The sequence below is a fragment of the Stenotrophomonas sp. STEN035 genome, assembly GCF_056759935.1.
The window spans coordinates 88,517-108,404 of sequence record NZ_JBRRDY010000001.1; the positions used below are offsets into that span (position 1 = coordinate 88,517).

Sequence of the window (19,888 nt, forward strand, 5' to 3'; positions counted from 1 at the left end):
TCAGCTGCGCTTGGCTCTGGCGGCAAGCTGCTGCAGGACGGCTTCACGGCTCATGCGCGCGCCGTTGCTGTCGACGGCGGTGAACTCCACCCCGTTTTCCCATAGCTGCGGGGCGAGCAGCACCGCTATGTCTTCGGAGGCGGTCTGCGACTGCAGGTTCAACAAGCGTTGGTTGAAGCCGGCCGCGCGCAGCCACGCGTTGTAGCTGGAATTGTGCTCGGTAGCGAACTGGACCTGGTAGTGGCACTCCTTGCGCTCCGCCTCGTCAGGGCGCGCATCACACTGCGGATTCCATTGGTGCAGGCCGATCGCCGCATCTGCTTCCAGCTGGCGATGGCCAGCAGCGGCCCACAGTGCCACGCACATGCTGGCGCAGTGGGAGCGGACCCGCACGGTAAGATTGTTGCGGTTGATCAGCCGGGCCGCTTCCAGACCCGGATTGGCATAGCCACCACCGCTGGTGATATCGATACGACGCACGCTGGGGTTGGCATCCAGCAGTGCCTTCATGTCAGTGGCGAAGTTCCTGCCGACGCTGCCTTCGATGCGCAGCACGCTGCCGCCTTCCTGCACCGACATCTGTGCCTCGTCGATGTTCGCCATCGTCGTGGACTTCTCGCCCTGGATAATCATTGCTTCAGCGCCCGAGCCGGGGGCAGCGGCGGCGGGGGCTGTTGTATCTGATGCTGCGGCCGCGGTGTCAGCTAGCGGCGGTGCCGGCTTTCGATTGCCAAAGTAGTAAGCCAGCAACAGCAGGGCCACTGCGGCAAGTACCAGCTTGATCAAGGTCGCCATGCCATTGCCGGGCGCTGCGGTGCGTGCGGCCGAACGCGGACGTCGCGTCGGCGCCTGCTCGCCGGATTCCTTTTCACCGTGCATCCGCTCCCCCTGAAGCTGCGTTGTGATGGGCGATTCTGGTGTAACGAGCGGAGGTATTGCAACACGCGTGCGTTGCGGAACGAAAGCGCTCGTTCTGAACTTGGCGATGCCTGCTTGCGGTTAGTGGGAACGGCTGCGTTGGCGCCACAGCTTGTGGGCCAGTAACGCCAGCAACAGGAGGATGCCCAAGGGCAGGACCAGCAGCATGTTGAGCAGCCCGGCCCACCAGGTCAGATCGAGCTGCCAGCTGTTCCATGCCTTGCTATTGGCGGCTCTGATTGCCACGGCCATGTCCATGCCTGTGGCTGCAGGCGGTGCTGCGCTCAACTGGCCTGCCAGTCGGTAGCGTCCGGGCGGGATTGATGGCAGGGGCTGGGTGCAGCTGACGGTGTCGCTCGACCAGCTGTCCACGCGGTGGAACGGAGTGGTGCCGGCGGCAAGCTGTTGCCCGTCGTTTGCCAGTAGTCGCCACCGCAGCGTGATTGCGCCAGTGTCTGGCGTTCCTTGTTTCCATGGAGCGGTGCGGTGCGCAAACTCCTCGTCGCTCAAGCTGCCTGGATGGAAATCCAGATGCAACGCCCAGTGTTCCCGCAGGCGGATGCTGATGGGAATGTCGAAACTGCCATCGGTGGCGATGGCACCTTGGCCGGGTGCTGCGGTCCAGTAACTGCTCCACAGCCAGCTGGCGCCCAGCCAAAGCAACAAAAAAAACAGCAGGCGCCAGCCCCAGCGGGGCCAGCGCCAGTTTACGCGCGTATCAGCACTCGATGACGTTGACGGCAAGGCCGCCACGGCTGGTTTCCTTGTATTTGTCCTGCATGTCGCGGCCAGTGTCGCGCATGGTCTTGATCACCTTGTCCAGCGAGACCTTGTGCTTGCCGTCGCCGCGCATGGCCATGCGGCTGGCGTTGATCGCCTTCACCGAGCCCATTGCATTGCGCTCGATGCAGGGGATCTGCACCAGTCCGCCAATCGGATCGCAGGTAAGACCGAGGTTGTGCTCCATGCCGATCTCGGCGGCGTTCTCGATCTGGCCGGGGTTTCCGCCCAGCGCTGCCATCAGGCCTCCGGCCGCCATCGAGCAGGCCACGCCCACTTCGCCCTGGCAGCCGACTTCGGCGCCGCTGATCGAGGCGTTTTCCTTGTACAGGATGCCGATGGCCGCAGCGGTCAGCAGGAAGTTGAACACGCCCTGCTCGTTGCTGCCGGGGCAGAAACGGTCGTAGTAATGCAGTACCGACGGGATGATGCCGGCCGCGCCATTGGTGGGCGCGGTGACCACGCGGCCACCGGCAGCGTTTTCTTCATTGACTGCCAAGGCGTACAGATTGACCCAGTCCAGTGTGGTCAGCGGGTCGCGCATGGCGGCCTCGGGGCGCGAAGACAGTTCGCGGTACAAGGTGGGTGCGCGGCGGCTGACATTGAGCCCGCCGGGCAGGGTGCCTTCGGAACGGATGCCGCGGGTCACGCAGGACTGCATCGCGTCCCAGATCTCGCGCAGGCCGGCGCGGATCTCGTCCTCGCTGCGCCAGCACTTCTCGTTCTCGTACATCATCTGGGCGATGCTCAGGCCGCTGCGCGCCGCCTGCGCCAGCAGCTCGTCACCGCTCTTGAACGGGTAGGGGATCGGCGTCTGGTCCGGCACGATGCGGTCATCGGCGGCGTCGTCCTCGTTGACCACGAAGCCGCCACCAACCGAGTAGTAATCGCGGGTGGCGATGATCTGGTCGTCGGCATCGTAGGCGGTGAAGCGCATGCCGTTGGTGTGGTAGGGCAGCTTCTGGCGCTTGTTCAGGGCCAGGTCGCGCTTCTCGTCGAAGGCGATCTCGCGCTGGCCCATCAACTTGATGCGCTTGCTGCTGCGGATGCGTTCCAGCGTGGCCGGGATGATGTCCGGGTCGATCTCGTTGGGGCGATTGCCTTCCAGGCCCAGCAGTACTGCCTTGTCGGTGCCATGGCCGCGCCCGGTCAGGGCCAGCGAGCCGAACACCTCGGCGCGGATGCGCACGGTGTTGTCCAGTTGTCCTGGATCCAGCAGCCAGCGGTGGACGAAGCGCTCGGCCGCGCGCATCGGGCCGACGGTGTGTGACGAACTCGGGCCGATGCCGATCTTGAACAGGTCGAACGTACTGACGGACATGCTGATTCTGCGTACTGCGTTGAGATGGCCGCTATTCTACGGGTTCATTGCTGCAGGCCATGTCTGCAGCGCAGCATTCCTTGCGGAGGTGACGAGTGGGATTGACCCTATACCAACGTGATGATTGCCATTTGTGCGACCTGGCGCTTGCGGTGCTGGCGCGGGCGCGGGCGCCTGAGTTCGAGAGTGTGTTCATCGATGACGATGCGGCGCTGGAGGCGGCCTATGGCGCGCGCGTGCCGGTATTGCGGGATGTGGGCGGCAGGGAGCTGGATTGGCCGTTTGACCTGCAGGCCCTGCGCAGCTGGCTGCAGGATCAGGCGGGGGTCATAGCTTCAGGCCATTGAGGCGGCCGTGGTTTGTGTCGCGGTCATAAGCGATCTCGCGCTGGCGTTGCTCATCCACCAATGACATTCCCAAACGGTTGGCCCGCTCATTCAGCAGGCTGCAGGGCTGTGGCGGCAGTTCTGTCAGTTGCTGCCGTATCGAGGCCGCTGCGTCGAGCGCGAACTGGTAGTGGCCTTCCTCATGCTCGCGCAGGATACGGCTGTAGTTCTGCCAGCGGTTGAGTAGATCGTCATCGGCGCTTGATGCATCGGTCCATTCTGGCAGGGTAATGGTGCCGGCAACCTGGGTTTCGACGTTGCGGATACGGCAACTGCTGCCGCCGGCGGTTGCTTGGTACTTCCAACGTACCTGCCAGCGCGTGTAGCCATGGAAGCGGCGGCCATCATCGGCTTGCGGCCCTTGGCTCTGCATCGCTTCCAGTAGTTGCCGTGATGTACTGCCGGTGATTGCGTAGTAGTTGATGTCCAGCTGTTCGGACGCAGCTGCGCTGGCGGATGTCAACAAAAGTGCGAGGGCTGGAAGAAGATGCGGGCGCAGAAGAAGGCTCCGATGTTGTTTTTTCCAGCGTGGCGCATTGCCACGCTGGAGGTCAAACCTGGGAGAACCGGGAGCTGCGCGAATTACTTGGCGTTTAGCTTGACGATGGTGCTGATCGCCGTTTCGTTCGGAATGGTCTTGGTGTCAGCCCAGTCGCCGCCGCCCACGCCGAAGTCCAGACGCTTGACCGTGGCCTTGCCGGTCAGTACCGGCTGTGTGCCGGCTGCCCAGGTGAAGGTCAAGGTGACTGGCTTGCTGACGCCGCGCAGTTCCAGCGTGCCATCGGCGGCAAACTGGTTGTTGCCCAATGCGCGGAAGCCATTGGCGGTGTAACGGGCCTGGGCGAACTGCGCGACGTTGAAGAAATCCGCGCCCTGCAGGGTGGAGTCGCGGTCGGTATTGCCGCTCTTGGCGCCGACCAGTGGGATGGTTACGTCCAATTTGCCCGCAGCCGGATTGGCCGGGTCGAAGCTGACCTGGGTCTGGAAGCCGGGGAAGCTGCCGGTGAACACTTCACCGTCATATTTGGTGGCGAACACCAGGATGGAACCGGGGCCTGGTGCCTGCTGGTAATCAGCGGCCATTGCCGGGGCGACGGCAAGCATGCCGGCCAGGGCGGCGGCTACAGCGGCGGGGGAGCTGAGCTTGATGTTCATGCGGAATCCTTTTGTGGAAGGTTGAGCCAGCCTTGCGGCAGCATGCGTGCCAGCGTGGCATCGCGTAGATGAATGTGGTGATAGAGCGCGGCACCGGCATGCGCCAACACCAGCAGGATCAACGCCCAGAAGCCCCATTCGTGGATGGCGTGGGAGAACTGGCTGGCCTGCTCACTGGGCGCAACCAGCTTGGGCATTTCGACCAGTCCGAACAGCTTGAACGGGCGCAGGCCGCTGGCCGAGTCGTACAGCCAACCCGACAGTGGGATGGCGAACATCAGCACATACAGCAGCCAATGCGTGGCCGAGGCAATCCGTTCTTGCCAGCTCGGGGTGCCGGGCACCGGCTCCGGTGCGCCGGCATACAGACGCCACGCCAAGCGCACGATCACCAACACCAATACGGTGATGCCGATGGACTTGTGCATGGTGTAGATCCAGAAGTACTTGGGCGTCTTCGGGAACTCGCCCATGACCAGGCCGACGATACCGAGGGCCAGGATCAGCACGGCGATCAGCCAGTGCAGGCTTTTGCTGAGGCTGCCCCAGCGTTGCGCAGTGTTTTCAAGGCTCATGGGTGTTTTTCCGTTTCTGTTGCTGATTTCAGGGCCGCGTCGGCGGCGTCTTCGAGGCTGCTGTCCGGCGCGGGTGCCGGTTCTGTGGAGGCTGGTGGTGCTTCGGCAGCGGCATCGCGTACGGCTTCGGCCTCGATGCGCAGCTCGACCTTGTCGCCGATCACCGACGGCCAGGCGCTGATGCCAAAGTCGGCGCGACTGAGCGTGGTGGTCGCTGAGAACCCGGCCGTACGCCGGAACGGCGGCAGCGGGTGGCGTTTGAGGGCATTGAGGGTGACCTCGAGTACTACTTCGCGGCTGATGCCGCGCAGCGTCAGTTGACCGGATACGCGGGCGTGGCTCGCGTCAATCGGCTCGACCCGGCTGGAGACAAAGCGTGCCTGCGGGAAACGCTCGCCATCAAGCAGGTTGCGCGCCAATGTGGCCTGGTTCCATTTGCCATCGCCCAGGTCCAGCCGGGTGATCGGCACCGCAACGTCGAGCTTCGCACTGGCCCAGTCCTGCGGGTCGAAGTCGAGTACGCCCTCGCTGCCGGATACCGTGCCAAGCGCATGCGAAAAGCCAGCATGCTCGATGGCGAACAGCACCCGGGTGTGCACCGGGTCGAGCCGGTACCGCTCGTTGGCGGCACCGGCGGCAACGGGTAGTAGAGCGCAGATCAGCAATAGCAGGCGTGGCAGCAAGGTCCGGCTCCAGGTCGGGATAGGGGATTCTAGGCGGATGCAGGTGAGGGTTTGTGCGCATATTGCGCAACGGTTTGTTACGTAGTCGGTTCGGGTGACTTTGCCCGGGGCCGGGGGCGGCGCTAAAGTCGTTGGCGGTGGGGGTTTGTGCGTACAGCTTGCGATGGGGAGTGTCGGGCGTTGATGAAACGGATTTTTCGGGGTGTATGCAGGGGTGTGCTGGCGGTGTTGCTGGCGTGGCCGTGCTTCGCGATGGCGCTGGATCTGGCCGAAACGCCGCGCATGCGGCGCCTGGGCGTGGCCGAAGGGCTGCCGTCGCGCACCGTGCTTGCGCTGGCGCAGGACCGCCATGGCTACGTCTGGGCGGCCACCGATGACGGCCTGGCGCGCTATGACGGTGCGCATCTGCGGGTCTGGCGGCATGATCCACAGGTATCGGGCTCGCTGCCGGGCAACACCCTGGAGACGATGCTGATCGATGCCCAGGACAGGGTCTGGGTCGGTGCCAACGGCGCGGGACTGGCGATGCTGGATGCCAACCGCCAACGCTTCACCCGCTTCGCCGAGCTGGAGGCCATCTGCAAACACCAGGTCTGGGCGTTGGCCATGCAGGGCAGCGACCTATGGGTGGGGACCAGCGGCAGCGGGATCTGCCTGTTGCATGCCGATGGACGGATCAGCCGTTACCAGCACCAGCCCGACGACCCGCGCAGCCTGCCGGACGACACCATCTACGCCATGCTGCCCGGCAAGGACGGCAGCATGTGGGTGGGCACCACCAGTGGTCTTGTGCGCTGGCGGCCGGGGGTTGGCTTTGCGGCCGTGCGTTCGCCACTGCTTGAAGACAAGGATGTGATCCGCCTGAGCGGTGACCGCGATGGTGGCATCTGGGCGGGTACCGATACCGGCCTGTATCGGGTACTTGATGATGGCGCGGTGTCGGCCGCGCCGTGGCCACAGGCGGCGCAGGCGCGCGCGGCCATGGTCCTGCACGACCGCGATGGTCGTTATTGGATGGGCAGTTCCGCCGGCCTGTATCGCGGCGATGCGCACAACCTGCAATTGCTGGAAGGTGATGGCGGCAGCGGCTTCCTGACCGCCAACAGCGGTGTGCTGGATCTGCTGCAGGATCACGAAGGGGGCATCTGGACCGCCATGCTGACCCAAGGCATGGCCTATCTGCGCCCGGACTGGTCGCGGTTTTCCAGCCACTATCAGCTCGACGGTAAATCGCTGGAGAGCCTGTACCTGATCAATTCGGCTGCCGACGGCAATGGCTTTCTGGTGGTCGGGGGGCACGGGTTGTACCAGCTGAACGCGGCCGGCAAGTTGTCACAGCTGGCCAACGACACGCAGCTCGGTCACGGCAGCATCTGGTCGGTGCAGCGCGGTAGCGATGGGGTGATCTGGCTGGGGCGTGCGGGCGGGGTAACGCTCTATCGGCCCTCGGATGGCCAGGTGCGCCGGATCGATCTTGGGATCGGCGACGATCCGACCAATCGCGCTGATCTGATGCGGCTGGCGGCCGATGGCAGCATGTGGCTATCCATCATCAATTACGGCTTGCAGCACCGTGCGGCCGATGGTCGCCTGCTGGCGGCTTACCCGCAAGGTACGGCCTCAGGCTTGCCGGAAAAACTGGTGGAGCAGCTGCGGCAGGGCAACGATGGCAGCCTGTGGCTGGTTGGTGGCGCCGGTGTGCAGCGCTTTGATGGCAAGCGCTTTGTTACTTTGCCAGGCGTGTCAGCGGGTATGGTCTATGACCTGGTGTTCCTTGCCGACGGCAGCGTGTGGTTGGCACGTGATGGCGCGTTGGAGCGCTATCGACACGATGCAAGTGGTTTTTCCCTGCTGCAACGGCTCAGCGTCGATGAAGGCGTGCCGGCGGTAGCGATGGGTGGTTTGGTGGCCGGCTGCAGTGGTCAGTTGTGGGCAACGACGACGCGCGGATTGCTGTGGTGGCAGCCGGGCGCGGCACGGGTGCGGGTGCTGGAGGAAGGCGACGGCCTGACCGATACCGAGTTCACCGCGAGGCCTCCGTCGCATGCTGGCTGTGGCCGGGCGTTGGCGGTGTCTGCCACCGGTCTGCTGAGCTTCAATCCCGATGCCAAGGTCGCCGCGCCGGTGGGGTCGCAATTGGTGATCGAGTCGATAGGCGTGCGTCGCGACGATGCTGCACGCGAGCAGCGACTGAAGGGGGCATCGATTCACCTCGGTCCACAGGACCGCGATCTGCGGGTGACCGGACGCCTGCTGTCCTACGTCGATCCTGCGCGGCATCGCTTCCGTGTCCAGATCGAAGGTTACGATCAGAACTGGGTGGATCTGGGCAGTGATGGTGAGCGCCTGGTATCGCGCCTGCCTGCCGGTAGTTATCGGATGCAGGTCCAGGGGGCAGCGGCTGATGGTCCATGGACTCCAGCGCAGACATTGCAGATCGAGGTCGCACCACCGTGGTGGCGCAGCAACTGGGCGCTGGCGGCATGGGCGCTGTTGCTCGGTTTGCTGGCAGCAGCGGCTGTGCTTGCTTACCAGCGGCGCGAGCGGCGGCGCAACGAATGGCAGTTGGCGCTGCACAAGCAGGAATTGGCCGAACAGGCCTCACAGGCAAAAACCCGCTTCCTGGCAACCTTGGGTCACGAAGTGCGCACGCCGCTGACCGGTGTGTTGGGCATGAGCGAATTGTTGCTGGGCACCGATCTTGATGAGCGCCAACAACGCTTTGCTGGTGCAATCCAGCAGGCTGGCACGCATCTGCTGGCCTTGGTCAATGACGCACTGGACCTGGCGCGTATCGAGGCAGGCAAGCTGGAGCTCGATAATCGCCCGTTCGACCTCGGGCGCTTGCTGCAGGAGGTCAGTGCCTTGATGGCACCGATGGCTGAGCGTCGCGGGCTGGTGTTCGAGGCTGCCGCGCCGTTTGCAATGCCGGTGATGGTGGTGGGTGATGCCATGCGCCTGCGGCAGATACTGATGAACCTGCTTGGCAATGCAATCAAGTTCACCGAGCGTGGCAAGGTCTCCATGGGCGCGCAGCTGCTGCCGGGGCATGGCGGTATCTGCCTGAGTGTGAGCGACACCGGGCCGGGCATCAGTGCCGAGCAGCAGAGTCGTTTGTTCCAGCGTTTTGAGCAGGCTGACGGGAACCGCACTGCATCGCGTTACGGCGGTAGTGGTCTGGGCCTGGCGATCTGCCAGGAATTGGCCATGGCGATGGGTGGCAGCATCCGCGTCGAGAGCCGCCTGGGCGAAGGTGCGCGCTTCGTGCTTGAAGTGCCATTGCCATGGGAGCATTCGATCAGCGCTGGGGTCGCGGCTGCCGAGCCAGCGATGGCGCTGCGGTCATTGAAAATATTGCTGGTTGAAGACGATCCGACGGTGGCCCAGGTGATCAGCGGCCTGCTGACCGCGCGCGGCCATCTGGTGGTACATGCCGCGCACGGCCTTGCCGCTTTGGCCGAGGTGGGCGAACAGGCATTCGATGTGGGTCTGCTGGACCTGGATCTGCCAGCTTTGGATGGCATTGCGCTGGCCAATCAGCTGCGTGGATCCGGCCATCGCTTCCCGTTGATTGCGGTTACCGCACGTGCCGATGTGCAGGCCGAACAGTTGGCGCGCGCGGCTGGCATGGTGGGGTTCCTGCGCAAGCCGGTAACCGGACAGATGCTGGTCGATGCGATCGCTGATGCGTTGGCGCCGGGACAGGCACAATAGGCGCCATCACAAAACGCGCCGGGCGGCGTAGCAGGAGGCTGGGTTTGATGAAATGGCTCGCAGGGATGTTGCTGAGCGCACTGTTGCTGGTGCCGCCGCTGGCGCTGGCCGAAGTGCCCGCAACGCCGCAGCCACGGCAGCTGACCGTGGCCGATGGCCTGCCTTCCAGCAACATCAATGCCTTTGCCGAAGACCTCACTGGCTACCTGTGGCTGGCCAGTCGTGACGGACTTGCCCGCTATGACGGCCGCAACTACCGAATCTGGCGCGCGGAGAATGGACTGCGCGACAACGTGGTGTGGAGCCTGCATGCCGACAAAAGCAATCGGCTGTGGATTGGTACACAGAACGCCGGGCTGGTGATGCTGTCGCCAGACCGGCTCAAGTTCACCTTCTTCGATCAACAGACCTATCCGCAGATCGGCAGCAATACGATCTGGGCCATTGCCTCCACGCCCGATGGCAGCGTGTGGTTCGGTACCGCCACCGGTGGCCTGCACCGGTTGGATCCGGACGGCAATATCCGCCGTTTCATGCCAGTAGCCGGCGACGAACACAGCTTGCCGGCGGCGGCGGTCACCTACATGGCTGTCACGCCCGATGGCAGTCTCTGGGTGGGTACCAAGGGCGGCTTGGCGCGTTGGAATGGTGCAGGCTTCGACCGGGTCAGCAATGCACTGCTGCCATCGCCTCGCATCAACGGCTTGAAGGTGGACAAACAAGGCCGGCTATGGGTGGCTACCAACGAAGGGGTGGTCCAGCGCCATGCCGATGGACGCTTTGAAGCGGCCAGCTGGGCCGGCGCAGCCCCCGGCGATGTGTTCAACATGCTGCAGTACTCCGCTGACGGCAGCTACTGGCTGGATACTCGTTCAGGGCTTGGACGCATCCGCAGCAGCGTGGTGCGCAACGTGCCCTTGTACAGCTCGCAGGAGCGCGGGATCGTAAAACCCAACTGGTCCAGCGCTTACGAGGACCGCGAAGGCGGATTGTGGTTCGCCAGCACCAATGCTGGTTTATGGCACTTGCCACCAAGCTGGCGGCAATTTTCCGTGTTGTCGCGGCATCTGGACGATCCATCCTCGCTGCGCAATCCCTATGCCTTGGCTTTGGCGCCATCCGCTTCCGGCGGTATCTGGGTGGTGGGTACGCGCGGTGCACTGGATAGGCTCGACCCCGGCACCGGTGAAGTGCAACACCATCTGCAGGCGATCGACGGCAAGAACTGGCCACAGTCGCTGGTTGAGGACGCACACGGCAAGGTCTGGATCGGCAGCCTGGATGCCTTGGTGCGCTACGACCCGAATGACGGCAGCGTACAGCGCTGGCATAGCAATGATGGCAAGGACGCAGCGATGCTCGGTGATGCCGACATCGTGCGCAGTTGCAATGGTGGCCGGATCTGGATCTATTCCGAAGACGGCGGCATGCAGCAGCGCGATGCCGATGGTCACGTGCTGCTGCAGCTGAAAGCAGGGCAGGCCGGCGTGCCCGAGGCATTGATCGAAGACATGCAGTGTGGCCCGGGTGATCAGCTGTGGTTGGCGACCGGCACCGGCCTGCATGCCTGGCAGTCGCAGAGCGGGCGGTTCTCACCGGTGCTGGGTGGTCCGGCCGGGCGCGTCTCCACCTTCCATGTCACCGACACCGGTGTGGCCTGGATTGCAGGTCTCGGGCGCATGGATCGCTATCTCTGGGATGGGCAGCGCATGACCTTGCTTGATCGCGTTGGCGTCGAGCAGGGCTTCCCGATGTTGGCGGCTACTGGCTTGCTGGTCGATGCCGAGGGCGTGGCGTGGGCGATCAGTGCACGTGGCCTGATCCGCATAGATCCGGCCAATCGTTCGGTGCGCATGTATGGCGTGCATGATGGCCTGCCGGGGCAGGAGTTCCGCCGCCGCTCGCTGGTACAGGCGCGCACCGGCCAGCTGGCCGGCGGCACGCCCGATGGAGTGGTGTTGTTCGATCCCAACCAGGTGAAACCTTCAACCCGGCGACCGCCGCTGATCATCGAACGGGTCAGCGTGCGCCGTGGTGACAAGGAACGCGACATAACCCTCGAGTCGCCCTTGCAGATTCTTGATGGTGACCGCGATCTGCGCATTGCTGCACGCCTGCTGTCCTTTGCCGACTCGGCAACCAACACCTATCGCTTCCGCCTGGCCGGCTATGATCCGGACTGGGTGGACGTGGGCGCGTCCGGCGACCGCGTGTTCTCGCGGCTGCCACCAGGACGCTATCAGCTGGAAATACAAGCCGCTACCTCGGACAACGTCTGGTCACCGGTGCAGACCCTGGCCTTCCGGGTGCAGCCGCCATGGGCACGCAGCCCGGCCGGGGTGATGACCTTCCTCGTGCTCGCCGTTGTGCTGATCCTGGGGGGGGCCTGGTTGTACCAACGGCGTCTGCGCCGCCGCAACGAATGGCAGCTGGCCCGCCACAAACAGGAGCTGGCCGAGCAAGCGTCATTGGCCAAGACCCGCTTCCTGGCCACCTTGGGGCACGAAGTGCGCACGCCGATGACGGGTGTGTTGGGTATGAGCGAGCTGCTGTTGGCGACACCGCTGGATGAGCGCCAGCGCGGCTATACGCAGTCGATCCGTCGTGCTGGCGAACATCTGTTGCGACTGGTCAACGATGCGCTGGATCTTGCCCGGATCGAAGCCGGCCGACTGGAGTTGCAGAACCAGCCTTTGGAGCTGCGCCAGCTGCTGGAAGACGTGCGTGGCATGGCCGAGCCGCTGGCGAAACGGCGTGGACTGGCATTCGAATTCGACAATGCGGCCGCGCCGCGCACGCGCCTGACCGGCGATGTGATGCGGTTGCGACAGATCCTGCTCAACCTGCTGGGCAACGCGATCAAATTCACCAGCCATGGTTCGGTGAGTCTGCGTGTACGCCTGCAGGACGGCGGCAAGGGTGTGCGTTTCGAGGTCAGTGACACCGGCCCGGGTATCAGCGCCGAGCAGCAGCAACGTCTGTTCCGCCGCTTTGAACAGGCCGATGGCGCACGCACCGCCGCGCGCTACGGCGGCAGCGGCCTGGGCTTGGCCATCTGCAATGAATTGAGCGTGGCGATGGGCGGCAGCATCGATGTGGAAAGCAGCTTGGGCGAGGGCACCTGTTTCATCGTCGACCTCCCGCTGGCCTGGGAGGTGCCGCCGACCTCGATGGATGATGATGCCGCCGGTGGTGCCTGGATGAACCTGCCAGCGCAGCGGGTGTTGTTGGTGGAGGATGACCCGACCATCGCTGCGGTGATCCGCGGCTTGCTGGAGGTGCACGGGCACAGCGCGGTGCATGCCGCGCATGGCCTGGCGGCATTGGCGGAACTGTCCAACCATGAGTTCGACGTGGCGTTGCTGGATCTGGACCTGCCCGGTATCGATGGCTTCGGGCTCGCGCGGCAGTTGAAGGCAATGGGCTACGACATGCCATTGATCGCGGTGACCGCGCGCTCCGATGCCGAGGCCGAACCGCTGGCGCGCGAGGCCGGCTTTGCCGACTTCCTGCGCAAGCCGGTGACCGCACAGATGTTGCTGGAGGCCATCACCGGCGTATTGGAGGCGCAACGCAGGCAGCAGGCTGCGCCGGACTGAAGGGCGGGTTTACTCGGCAACTTCTTCCACCGCCCGCGGATGCGGGCGGTTGTCCGGCAGCTGCCAGAACACCAGTGTCGAGCTGAGTGTGATTGCGCCCACGCAGATGAAGGTGGCATGCAGCGCGGCAGTTGCGCCGTGGCCGCTCAAGTGGTCGCCAAAGGCGGCCAGCAGGCTGCCAGCGGTGGCCGCGCCAAAACCGGTGGCGAGCATCATCACCATCGACAACAGGCTGTTGCCGCTGCTGGCCTGGTGCGTGTCCAGGTCGCGCAGGGTGACGGTGTTCATGACGGTGAACTGCATCGAGTTGACCGCGCCGAAGATCGCCAGCTGGGTCAGCCGCAACCACAGTGGCTGCTCGGCGGTGATCAATGCGAAGCTCGCCATCGCCAGACCGACGCAGACCGTATTGATCATCAGAATACGGCGGTAGCCAAAGCGCTCCACCAGGCTGACTGCAGCACGTTTTGCGGCCATGCCCGACAGCGCCACCGGAATCATCATCATGCCGGCGGTCATCGGACTCAGGCCCATGCCGACCTGCAGCAGCAGCGGAATCAACAGCGGCATCGCACCGCTGCCGATGCGCGAGAAAAGATTGCCGAGGATGCCGATGCGGAAGCTGATCACCTTGAACAGGCTCAGCGGAAACAGTGCATTGCTGGTGCTGGCCGCATGCAGCCAATAGCCGGCCAGCGCAGCGATGCCGACCACCGCCAGCAGCAGCACCAGTGCATGCGCGGAGTTGAGCGCCGACACGCCATCCAGTGCCAGCGACAAGGCGATCATGCCGAACGCCAGCATCAGGTAACCGGCCAGATCGAAGCGCTGTTTCCGCTGACCATAATGGTCGGGCATGATCTTCAGCGCGGCGACGAAGCCGATCACGCCGATCGGCAGATTGATCAGGAAGATCCAGTGCCAGGAGGAAACCTCCACCAGCCAGCCGCCCAGGGTGGGGCCCAGCAGCGGGCCGATCAGGGCGGGAATGGCGATGAAGCTCATCGCCGACAGGAACTGCTCGCGTGGCACCGAGCGCATTACCGCCAGCCGCCCAACCGGCAACAACATCGCGCCGCCTATGCCCTGCAACACGCGCGAGGCGACCAGCCACTGCAGCGTCGGTGACAGCGCGCAGGCCAGCGAGCCCAGGGTGAACAGCACGATCGCGGCAAGGAAGGTGCGACGGGTGCCGAAGCGGTCGGCGATCCAGCCCGAGGCGGGAATGAAGGTGGCCACCGCCAGCGCGTAGCTGAACACCACCGACTGCATCTGCAGCGGGCTCTCGCCCAGGCTGCGCGCCATCGCCGGCAAGGCCGTGTTGACGATGGTCGAGTCCAGCATCTGCATGAAGATGGCCAATGACACCAGCCATAGCAGGGGCTTCTGGGTGGAACTGGCGGGCAGCGGGATGGGGGGAACCTGGGGCATCAAGACGACTCGCGCTGAAGCAGGCGTTTATTGTCCTCCGATGCGTGTGCAGATGCTGCGTAGATCAGTCGCCGCCGCCAATGGTGTACAGGGTCGATCCGGAATCGTCGGGGTTCCGGCTCAGCATGATGGTGGAATTGAGTTCACCGATGGTGATGCTCCAGCTGTCCTCGTCGATGCGTTCCATCTTGCAGTTGGTTGGGATGCCGGGGTTGTTGCGCGCCGCCGGTGCACAGTTGCGCTCGCTGATCGGACGTATTTTCTCCAATGCCTTCTGCAGCGGAACCGCAAGCACCAGCGTGCGGTTGCCGTACATTTCGGCCAGCGTTTCGCGCGTCTCGGTCACCGGCAATCCGTACAGGGTCACCAATCCGGGCCTGATCCGGGCGCTGGCATCGTAGGAGGTGTCCTGCATGGCATCGGTGCCGACGGATTCGGTGCTGCAGCGGTCGAGCGAAAGGCGGGTGATGTACGGCCGCCAGCGTGGTGCGATTTCTTCCGCTCGCGCAATGCGGATCTGTTTGCAGCTGGTCGGGAATTCCATCGGTCCGGTGCTGAAGATGGTCAGCTGTGCGACTTCAGGAAACGCGGCCAGCGTCGGGAAGTCATCCTCGCCCAACTGCAGTGGCGGCGGTGCAGCGCTTGCTGCACCCGGCGCAGCGATTGCCAGTGCCAGCAGCAGTGACTTGCAACGTTTCGACATGGGACGCGGGCCTGATGAGGGGCGCCCAGCGTCCGGGCCCGGAAGATTGAAGTCAAGCTTCCGGGCCTTCGGGCCTCAGCGGCGGCTGAGACGATGCACCGCTTCCACCAGCACGGCGACGTGCTCGGGGTTCATGTCCGGCGACATGCCGTGGCCAAGATTGAACACATGGCCTTCGCGCGAACCGCCGTTGCCGGCGGCATAGCTTTCCAGCACCTTGCCGACTTCGCGGGTGATCGCATCGGGCGAGCCATACAGGGTGGTCGGGTCCAGGTTGCCCTGCAGCGCGACCTTGCTGCCGACTGCGCGTGCAGCGTCTTCCAGCGAGATGGTCCAGTCCACGCCGACGCCTTCAGCGCCGCTGGCGGCCAACTCGGCCACGTACTGGCCGGTGCCCTTGCCGAACAGGATCAACGGGGTGCGCTCGGCGCCGTCGCCGCGCTTGAGCTCGCTGGCGATGCGGTTGAGGTAGCGCAGCGAGAACTCGCGGTACATCGCCGGACCCAGCACGCCGCCCCAGGTGTCGAACACCTGCAGCGCCTGCGCACCGGCCGCGCGCTGCGCCGACAGGTAGGCGATGACCGCGTCGGTCACCACCTCCAGCAGCTGGTGCAGGGCCTTGGGCTCGTTCAGCGCCATTGCCTTGATGCGGGCGAAATCCTTGCTGCCGCCGCCTTCGATCATGTAGCAGGCCAAGGTCCACGGGCTGCCGGAGAAACCGATCAGCGGCACCTTGCCGTCGAGCTCGCGGCGGATCAGGCGGACTGCGTCCATCACGTAGCGCAGTTCGGTTTCCATGTCCGGTACCGCCAGCTTGGCGACCGCGGCGGCATCACGCACCGGATGCTTGAACTTGGGGCCTTCGCCATCGACGAAATACAGGCCCAGGCCCATCGCGTCCGGCACGGTGAGGATGTCCGAGAACAGGATCGCGGCGTCCAGGTCGAAGCGTTCCAGCGGTTGCAGGGTCACTTCGCAGGCGACTTCCGGGTTCTTGGCCATGCCCAGGAAACTGCCGGCGCGGGCGCGGGAGGCGCGGTACTCGGGCAGGTAGCGGCCGGCCTGACGCATCAGCCAGACGGGGGTGTAGTCCACGGGCTCGCGGCGCAGGGCGCGCAGGAAGCGGTCATTGCGAAGTGGGCTGGTCACATGGAACTCCTGGAGGTAAGAACCGCAGGCGCGCTGCGGCGCACCTGCAGGGAATGCGGGATTCAGGGCGCGGGCTGGCCGGCGGTGAACATCACCTGGAAGCCTTTCTTGATCTGGCCATCGCGGGCCTTTTCGAAGGCGTGGATGGCGTCGTCGTGCTGCAGGAACAGCTCGCGGCGCAGCTGGATGCGGCCACCGGTCTGACCGCTCTCACGCAGCAACTCCCAGCCGCCGAGCAGGTCGGGTACCAGGGAAAGCTGTACGTAGCGGGGGGCTTCTTTGCCGCTGGGCGGCTGTTGCAGTAGGACGCGCATGGCGGCGATTGTAGCCGGTGTGCGGGTTTTGGGCTGGTTTTGGGGCGGGTGAAGCCCGCCCCATCCTTCTCCCTTCGGGAGAAGGTGCCCAAAGGGCGGATGAGGGTGCGGGCGAAGCCTTGTGCTCTTTTGACGCCATCAGGCTTTGCACGGACCCTCACCCCAACCCCTCTCCCGCAGGGAGAGGGGCTTCAGAGCGCAATGGTCGACTTCCCGCTCAGCCCTGCCGCAGCACGTCCAACACTGCAGCCTCATCCACATCCGGCACCACCTCGGCCTTGCCGATGCCGCGCCACAGCACCAGCCGCAGGCGACCGGCAATGTTCTTCTTGTCCAGGCGCATATGCCCCAGCAGTGCCTCAGCGTCCAAGCCCGCGGGGATTGCGGTCGGCAGGCCGTAAGCCTCCAGCAGCTCGCGCAGAACCTCGGTATCTGCCGCATCTGCCATTCCCAGCGCCGCCGACAGCTTGGCGGCCAACACCATGCCGACGGCGACCGCCTCACCGTGGTTGAGGTTGTCATTGCCCGGCGCACCATAGCCCTGTGCGGTCTCGATCGCATGGCCGAAGGTGTGGCCGAGATTGAGCAGGGCGCGCTCGCCTTTCTCCAGTGGGTCACGTTCGACGATCTCGGCCTTGTGCTCGCAGCTGCGGGCGATGGCCTGGGCCAGTGCGCCGTCGTCGCCAGCCAGCAGTGCCTGACGCTCGGCCTGCAGCCACTGGAAGAACAACGGGTCGCGGATGGCGCCGTATTTGATGACTTCCGCCAGCCCGGCGCGTAGTTCGCGCAGTGGCAGGGTGCGCAGTGCAGCGGTATCAGCTACTACCGCACGCGGCGGATGGAAGGCACCGACCAGGTTCTTGCCCTGCGGGATATCCACCGCGGTCTTGCCGCCGACCGAGGAGTCGACCATCGACAACAAGGTGGTGGGCAATTGCACGCAGTCCACGCCGCGCATCCAGCAGGCCGCGGCAAAGCCGGCCAGGTCGCCCACTACGCCGCCGCCCAGCGCCAGTACGCAGGCGTCGCGGGTAGCGCCGAGGCTTGCCAGCGCGTTGATCGCGCCGCCGAAATTGTCCAGGGTTTTGGAGGCCTCGCCGGCCGGGATGATGTGCTGGCCGATCTTCAGGTCGGGGCGGGTGGCCAGCAGCGCGGTCTGCACCTGGCTCAGGTACAGCGGTGCGACCGTGTCGTCGCTGACCAGCAGTACATGGCGGCCACGGATGGCGCCGACCAGCGTTTGCGCCTGCGACAGCAGGCCCGGGCCGATATGGATCTGGTAGGGGTGTTCGCCGCCGACGGCGACGGTGCGGGTGGGGGCGGTCATGCGGGTCGGTTCCAGGATCTTCCATTGCGCGGCAAGCCGGGTCACGGTGTGCGCGGTGGCGTCGGCGGGGGTGTAAAGGTCGGTATCGATGATCAGGTCGGCCACCTCGCGGTACAGCGGGTCGCGGAGCTCGGCCATGGCGTGCAGCACCTGTTCGCGGTCCTCACGCTGCAGCAGCGGCCGGGTCTTGTCGCGGTGCAGGCGGGCCAGCTGTGAGGCCACGCTGACCCGCAGGTAGACCACGAAACCCCGGGCGCGAATGCGCTCACGGTTCTCGGGGTCGAGCACGGAGCCGCCGCCGGTGGAGATCAGCTGGCCGCTGCCTTCCAGCAGACACGACAGCACCCGTTTCTCGTGGGCACGGAAGCCGGCTTCGCCGACGTTTTCGAAAATGGCCGGGATGCTGGAGCCGACGTCGTCGACGATGGCTTGGTCGGCATCCACGAATACCAGCCCGAAACGCTCGGCCAGGCGACGGCCGATGCTGGTTTTGCCGGCGCCCATGGGGCCGACCAGGATGAGATTGGGGGCGGGATTCATTGCTGGAAGATGCTAGCACCTCGTGTCAGTGCCTTAACACGGTAGCAGCCAAGCTCGGCAATTCCACGAATGGTTCGTGGTGCAACCAAGGAGTTGGACATGTCAGTGGCGAAAATCATTGAAGTCAACGCGTCCTCCAAGACCAGCATCGAGGATGCGGTGCGTAGCGGCATCAAGAAGGTGGCCGAGACGGTCAAGGGCATCCAAGGTGCGTGGATCAACGAAACCAAGGTTGTCACCGACGGCGACGGCAACGTCACCGAGTGGCGGGTCAACCTGCGGATCACGTTCCTGGTGCAGTAATGCGCTTGCAGTAATCGCGCGGTGGGTGCCCGCTGCTGGAGCTGGGCGCGCATCTGCAAGGGCTCGGCGGCGGTAGCGCCGTCGAGCTGTCCAGCGCTGCGGTTCTGGCCCGGCCAGCCTGGACGTGTCAGCTCTGGGTGTTTGCCAGTGGCTGCCGTTGTGCGTCCAGTGCAACGACCCGGTCGGCGATGCCGGGCAGGGTGCGTAGCGCCTGCCGGCTGATGCGTTCGTAGAACTGCACGAAGCGCTCCAGTTGCGGTCGGGTCATGCTGCTGCGGCCGGGCGAGGCTTGCTGCAGGGCCTGTTCCTGCTGCCAGCGCCAATGCGGGACCACCGCAAAGCTCGGCGGTTGCAGCATCCACAGCCGGTCAAAGCGGCGCCACAAGGCCGGGTAGTGTTCAGCCAAGGCCTGGTTGCACCAGCGCCGCCAGGTGCCGTCCGCATCGGCCTCGCGCTCCAGTGCGTTCAAGGGCAGCTGCAGCGCGTCTTCATCCTCAGCTGGCGTCCCCAGGAACCAACCTTCGAACACCAGAAGGTCGAGCGGTTGCTCGATCTTCTTCCACTGTGCTTCCGGCACGCGTTCATCGGCTAGTTTGTCGAAGCGCGGCAACGGGAAGCCTTGCCCGGACTTTGCCGCATCCAGCGTGGCCATCGCCAGTGCCAGGTCATGCGTGCCCGGTGGGCCGCGTGTGGCCAGCAAGGGATGTACGCGATCGGCGAGGCGCTGCCGTTGTGCGCGGGTCAGATAGGTGTCATCGATGGAAACTGCGGCAGCACACAGGCCGCGGGTACGTGCCAAGTCCACCACCTGTGCCGCCAATGTGGACTTGCCGCTGCCCTGCACGCCGCTGATCGCCAGTACTGGCGTGCCGTCGGCGCTGCTCAGTGCATCATCCAATGCCTGTGCAACCAGAGCCGGCGCAAAGCGGCGTTGGGAAAAACTGTGCGGAACGGGGGACATGCCGCCACAATAGCCCAAACACGTGCCCT

17 protein-coding genes and 1 pseudogene are annotated in these 19,888 nt (G+C 64.8%); 4 read left to right on the forward strand and 14 right to left on the reverse strand.

The genetic code is table 11. The annotated features are described in order from the left end of the window. The 3 genes from ACVOLL_RS00360 to ACVOLL_RS00370 form a co-directional block, all read right to left on the reverse strand. Positions 1 to 879, reverse strand: a complete 879-nt coding sequence (locus ACVOLL_RS00360) for a hypothetical protein (protein ID WP_481511046.1) — start codon at positions 877 to 879, stop codon at positions 1 to 3. Positions 880 to 999: 120 nt separating this feature from the next. Continuing rightward, positions 1,000 to 1,584, reverse strand: coding sequence for a hypothetical protein (locus ACVOLL_RS00365; protein ID WP_481511047.1), 585 nt, complete (start codon positions 1,582 to 1,584; stop codon positions 1,000 to 1,002). 52 nt (positions 1,585 to 1,636) lie between these two features. Then, complete coding sequence (locus tag ACVOLL_RS00370) at positions 1,637 to 3,019, reverse strand: L-serine ammonia-lyase (protein ID WP_481511048.1); 1,383 nt, start codon at positions 3,017 to 3,019, stop codon at positions 1,637 to 1,639. Between the two features lie 95 nt (positions 3,020 to 3,114). Here ACVOLL_RS00370 and ACVOLL_RS00375 point away from each other — a divergent pair, with 95 nt between their 5' ends. Continuing rightward, positions 3,115 to 3,366, forward strand: a complete 252-nt coding sequence (locus ACVOLL_RS00375; RefSeq protein WP_481511049.1) for a glutaredoxin family protein — start codon at positions 3,115 to 3,117, stop codon at positions 3,364 to 3,366. Here the strand turns inward: ACVOLL_RS00375 and ACVOLL_RS00380 are convergent. The 4 genes from ACVOLL_RS00380 to ACVOLL_RS00395 form a co-directional block, all read right to left on the reverse strand. Next, positions 3,347 to 3,868, reverse strand: coding sequence for a DUF922 domain-containing Zn-dependent protease (locus ACVOLL_RS00380; RefSeq protein ID WP_481511050.1), 522 nt, complete (start codon positions 3,866 to 3,868; stop codon positions 3,347 to 3,349). The genes ACVOLL_RS00375 and ACVOLL_RS00380 overlap by 20 nt on opposite strands. Positions 3,869 to 3,987: 119 nt before the next feature. Beyond that, positions 3,988 to 4,560 (reverse strand): YceI family protein, encoded by a 573-nt coding sequence (locus ACVOLL_RS00385; protein WP_481511051.1) that lies wholly within the window; start codon positions 4,558 to 4,560, stop codon positions 3,988 to 3,990. Next, the gene (locus ACVOLL_RS00390; protein ID WP_481511052.1) at positions 4,557 to 5,135 is read right to left on the reverse strand and encodes a cytochrome b; all 579 of its coding nucleotides are present in this window, start codon (positions 5,133 to 5,135) and stop codon (positions 4,557 to 4,559) included. Before ACVOLL_RS00390 ends, ACVOLL_RS00385 begins: the two co-directional genes overlap by 4 nt. After that, complete coding sequence (locus ACVOLL_RS00395; protein ID WP_481511053.1) at positions 5,132 to 5,818, reverse strand: YceI family protein; 687 nt, start codon at positions 5,816 to 5,818, stop codon at positions 5,132 to 5,134. The genes ACVOLL_RS00390 and ACVOLL_RS00395 overlap by 4 nt, the downstream gene beginning before the upstream one ends. 183 nt (positions 5,819 to 6,001) lie before the next feature. On the opposite strand from ACVOLL_RS00395, the gene ACVOLL_RS00400 reads away from it, so the two are divergent. Beyond that, positions 6,002 to 9,532, forward strand: coding sequence for a hybrid sensor histidine kinase/response regulator (locus ACVOLL_RS00400; RefSeq protein ID WP_481511054.1), 3,531 nt, complete (start codon positions 6,002 to 6,004; stop codon positions 9,530 to 9,532). A gap of 47 nt (positions 9,533 to 9,579) precedes the next feature. After that, the gene (locus tag ACVOLL_RS00405; protein WP_481511055.1) at positions 9,580 to 13,131 is read left to right on the forward strand and encodes a hybrid sensor histidine kinase/response regulator; all 3,552 of its coding nucleotides are present in this window, start codon (positions 9,580 to 9,582) and stop codon (positions 13,129 to 13,131) included. 9 nt (positions 13,132 to 13,140) lie between these two features. Here the strand turns inward: ACVOLL_RS00405 and mdtD are convergent, their stop codons facing one another. From mdtD to ACVOLL_RS00435, 6 genes and pseudogenes are all read right to left on the reverse strand, one after another. After that, the gene (mdtD, locus tag ACVOLL_RS00410) at positions 13,141 to 14,562 is read right to left on the reverse strand and encodes a multidrug transporter subunit MdtD (RefSeq protein ID WP_481511056.1); all 1,422 of its coding nucleotides are present in this window, start codon (positions 14,560 to 14,562) and stop codon (positions 13,141 to 13,143) included. A gap of 64 nt (positions 14,563 to 14,626) precedes the next feature. After that, a complete protein-coding gene (locus tag ACVOLL_RS00415; RefSeq protein WP_481511057.1) occupies positions 14,627 to 15,265 on the reverse strand; it encodes a hypothetical protein in 639 nt (212 codons plus the stop codon). 75 nt (positions 15,266 to 15,340) lie between these two features. Beyond that, positions 15,341 to 16,414: a uroporphyrinogen decarboxylase gene (gene hemE, locus ACVOLL_RS00420; protein ID WP_481511058.1), complete on the reverse strand. Its 1,074-nt coding sequence runs from the start codon at positions 16,412 to 16,414 to the stop codon at positions 15,341 to 15,343. Positions 16,415 to 16,476: 62 nt separating this feature from the next. Further along, a complete protein-coding gene (locus tag ACVOLL_RS00425; RefSeq protein WP_282265842.1) occupies positions 16,477 to 16,728 on the reverse strand; it encodes a WGR domain-containing protein in 252 nt (83 codons plus the stop codon). Positions 16,729 to 16,945: 217 nt separating this feature from the next. Continuing rightward, on the reverse strand, positions 16,946 to 18,055 hold the full coding sequence (aroB, locus tag ACVOLL_RS00430; protein WP_481511182.1) for a 3-dehydroquinate synthase: 1,110 nt from the start codon (positions 18,053 to 18,055) through the stop codon (positions 16,946 to 16,948). Between the two features lie 15 nt (positions 18,056 to 18,070). After that, positions 18,071 to 18,595, reverse strand: a pseudogene (locus ACVOLL_RS00435) (shikimate kinase); the annotation flags it as partial. A gap of 99 nt (positions 18,596 to 18,694) precedes the next feature. Here ACVOLL_RS00435 and ACVOLL_RS00440 point away from each other — a divergent pair. Further along, complete coding sequence (locus ACVOLL_RS00440; RefSeq protein WP_282265844.1) at positions 18,695 to 18,898, forward strand: dodecin family protein; 204 nt, start codon at positions 18,695 to 18,697, stop codon at positions 18,896 to 18,898. Between the two features lie 127 nt (positions 18,899 to 19,025). On the opposite strand, the gene ACVOLL_RS00445 is transcribed toward ACVOLL_RS00440, so the two are convergent. Further along, positions 19,026 to 19,859: a kinase gene (locus tag ACVOLL_RS00445; RefSeq protein WP_481511059.1), complete on the reverse strand. Its 834-nt coding sequence runs from the start codon at positions 19,857 to 19,859 to the stop codon at positions 19,026 to 19,028. Between the last annotated feature and the right edge of the window lie 29 nt (positions 19,860 to 19,888).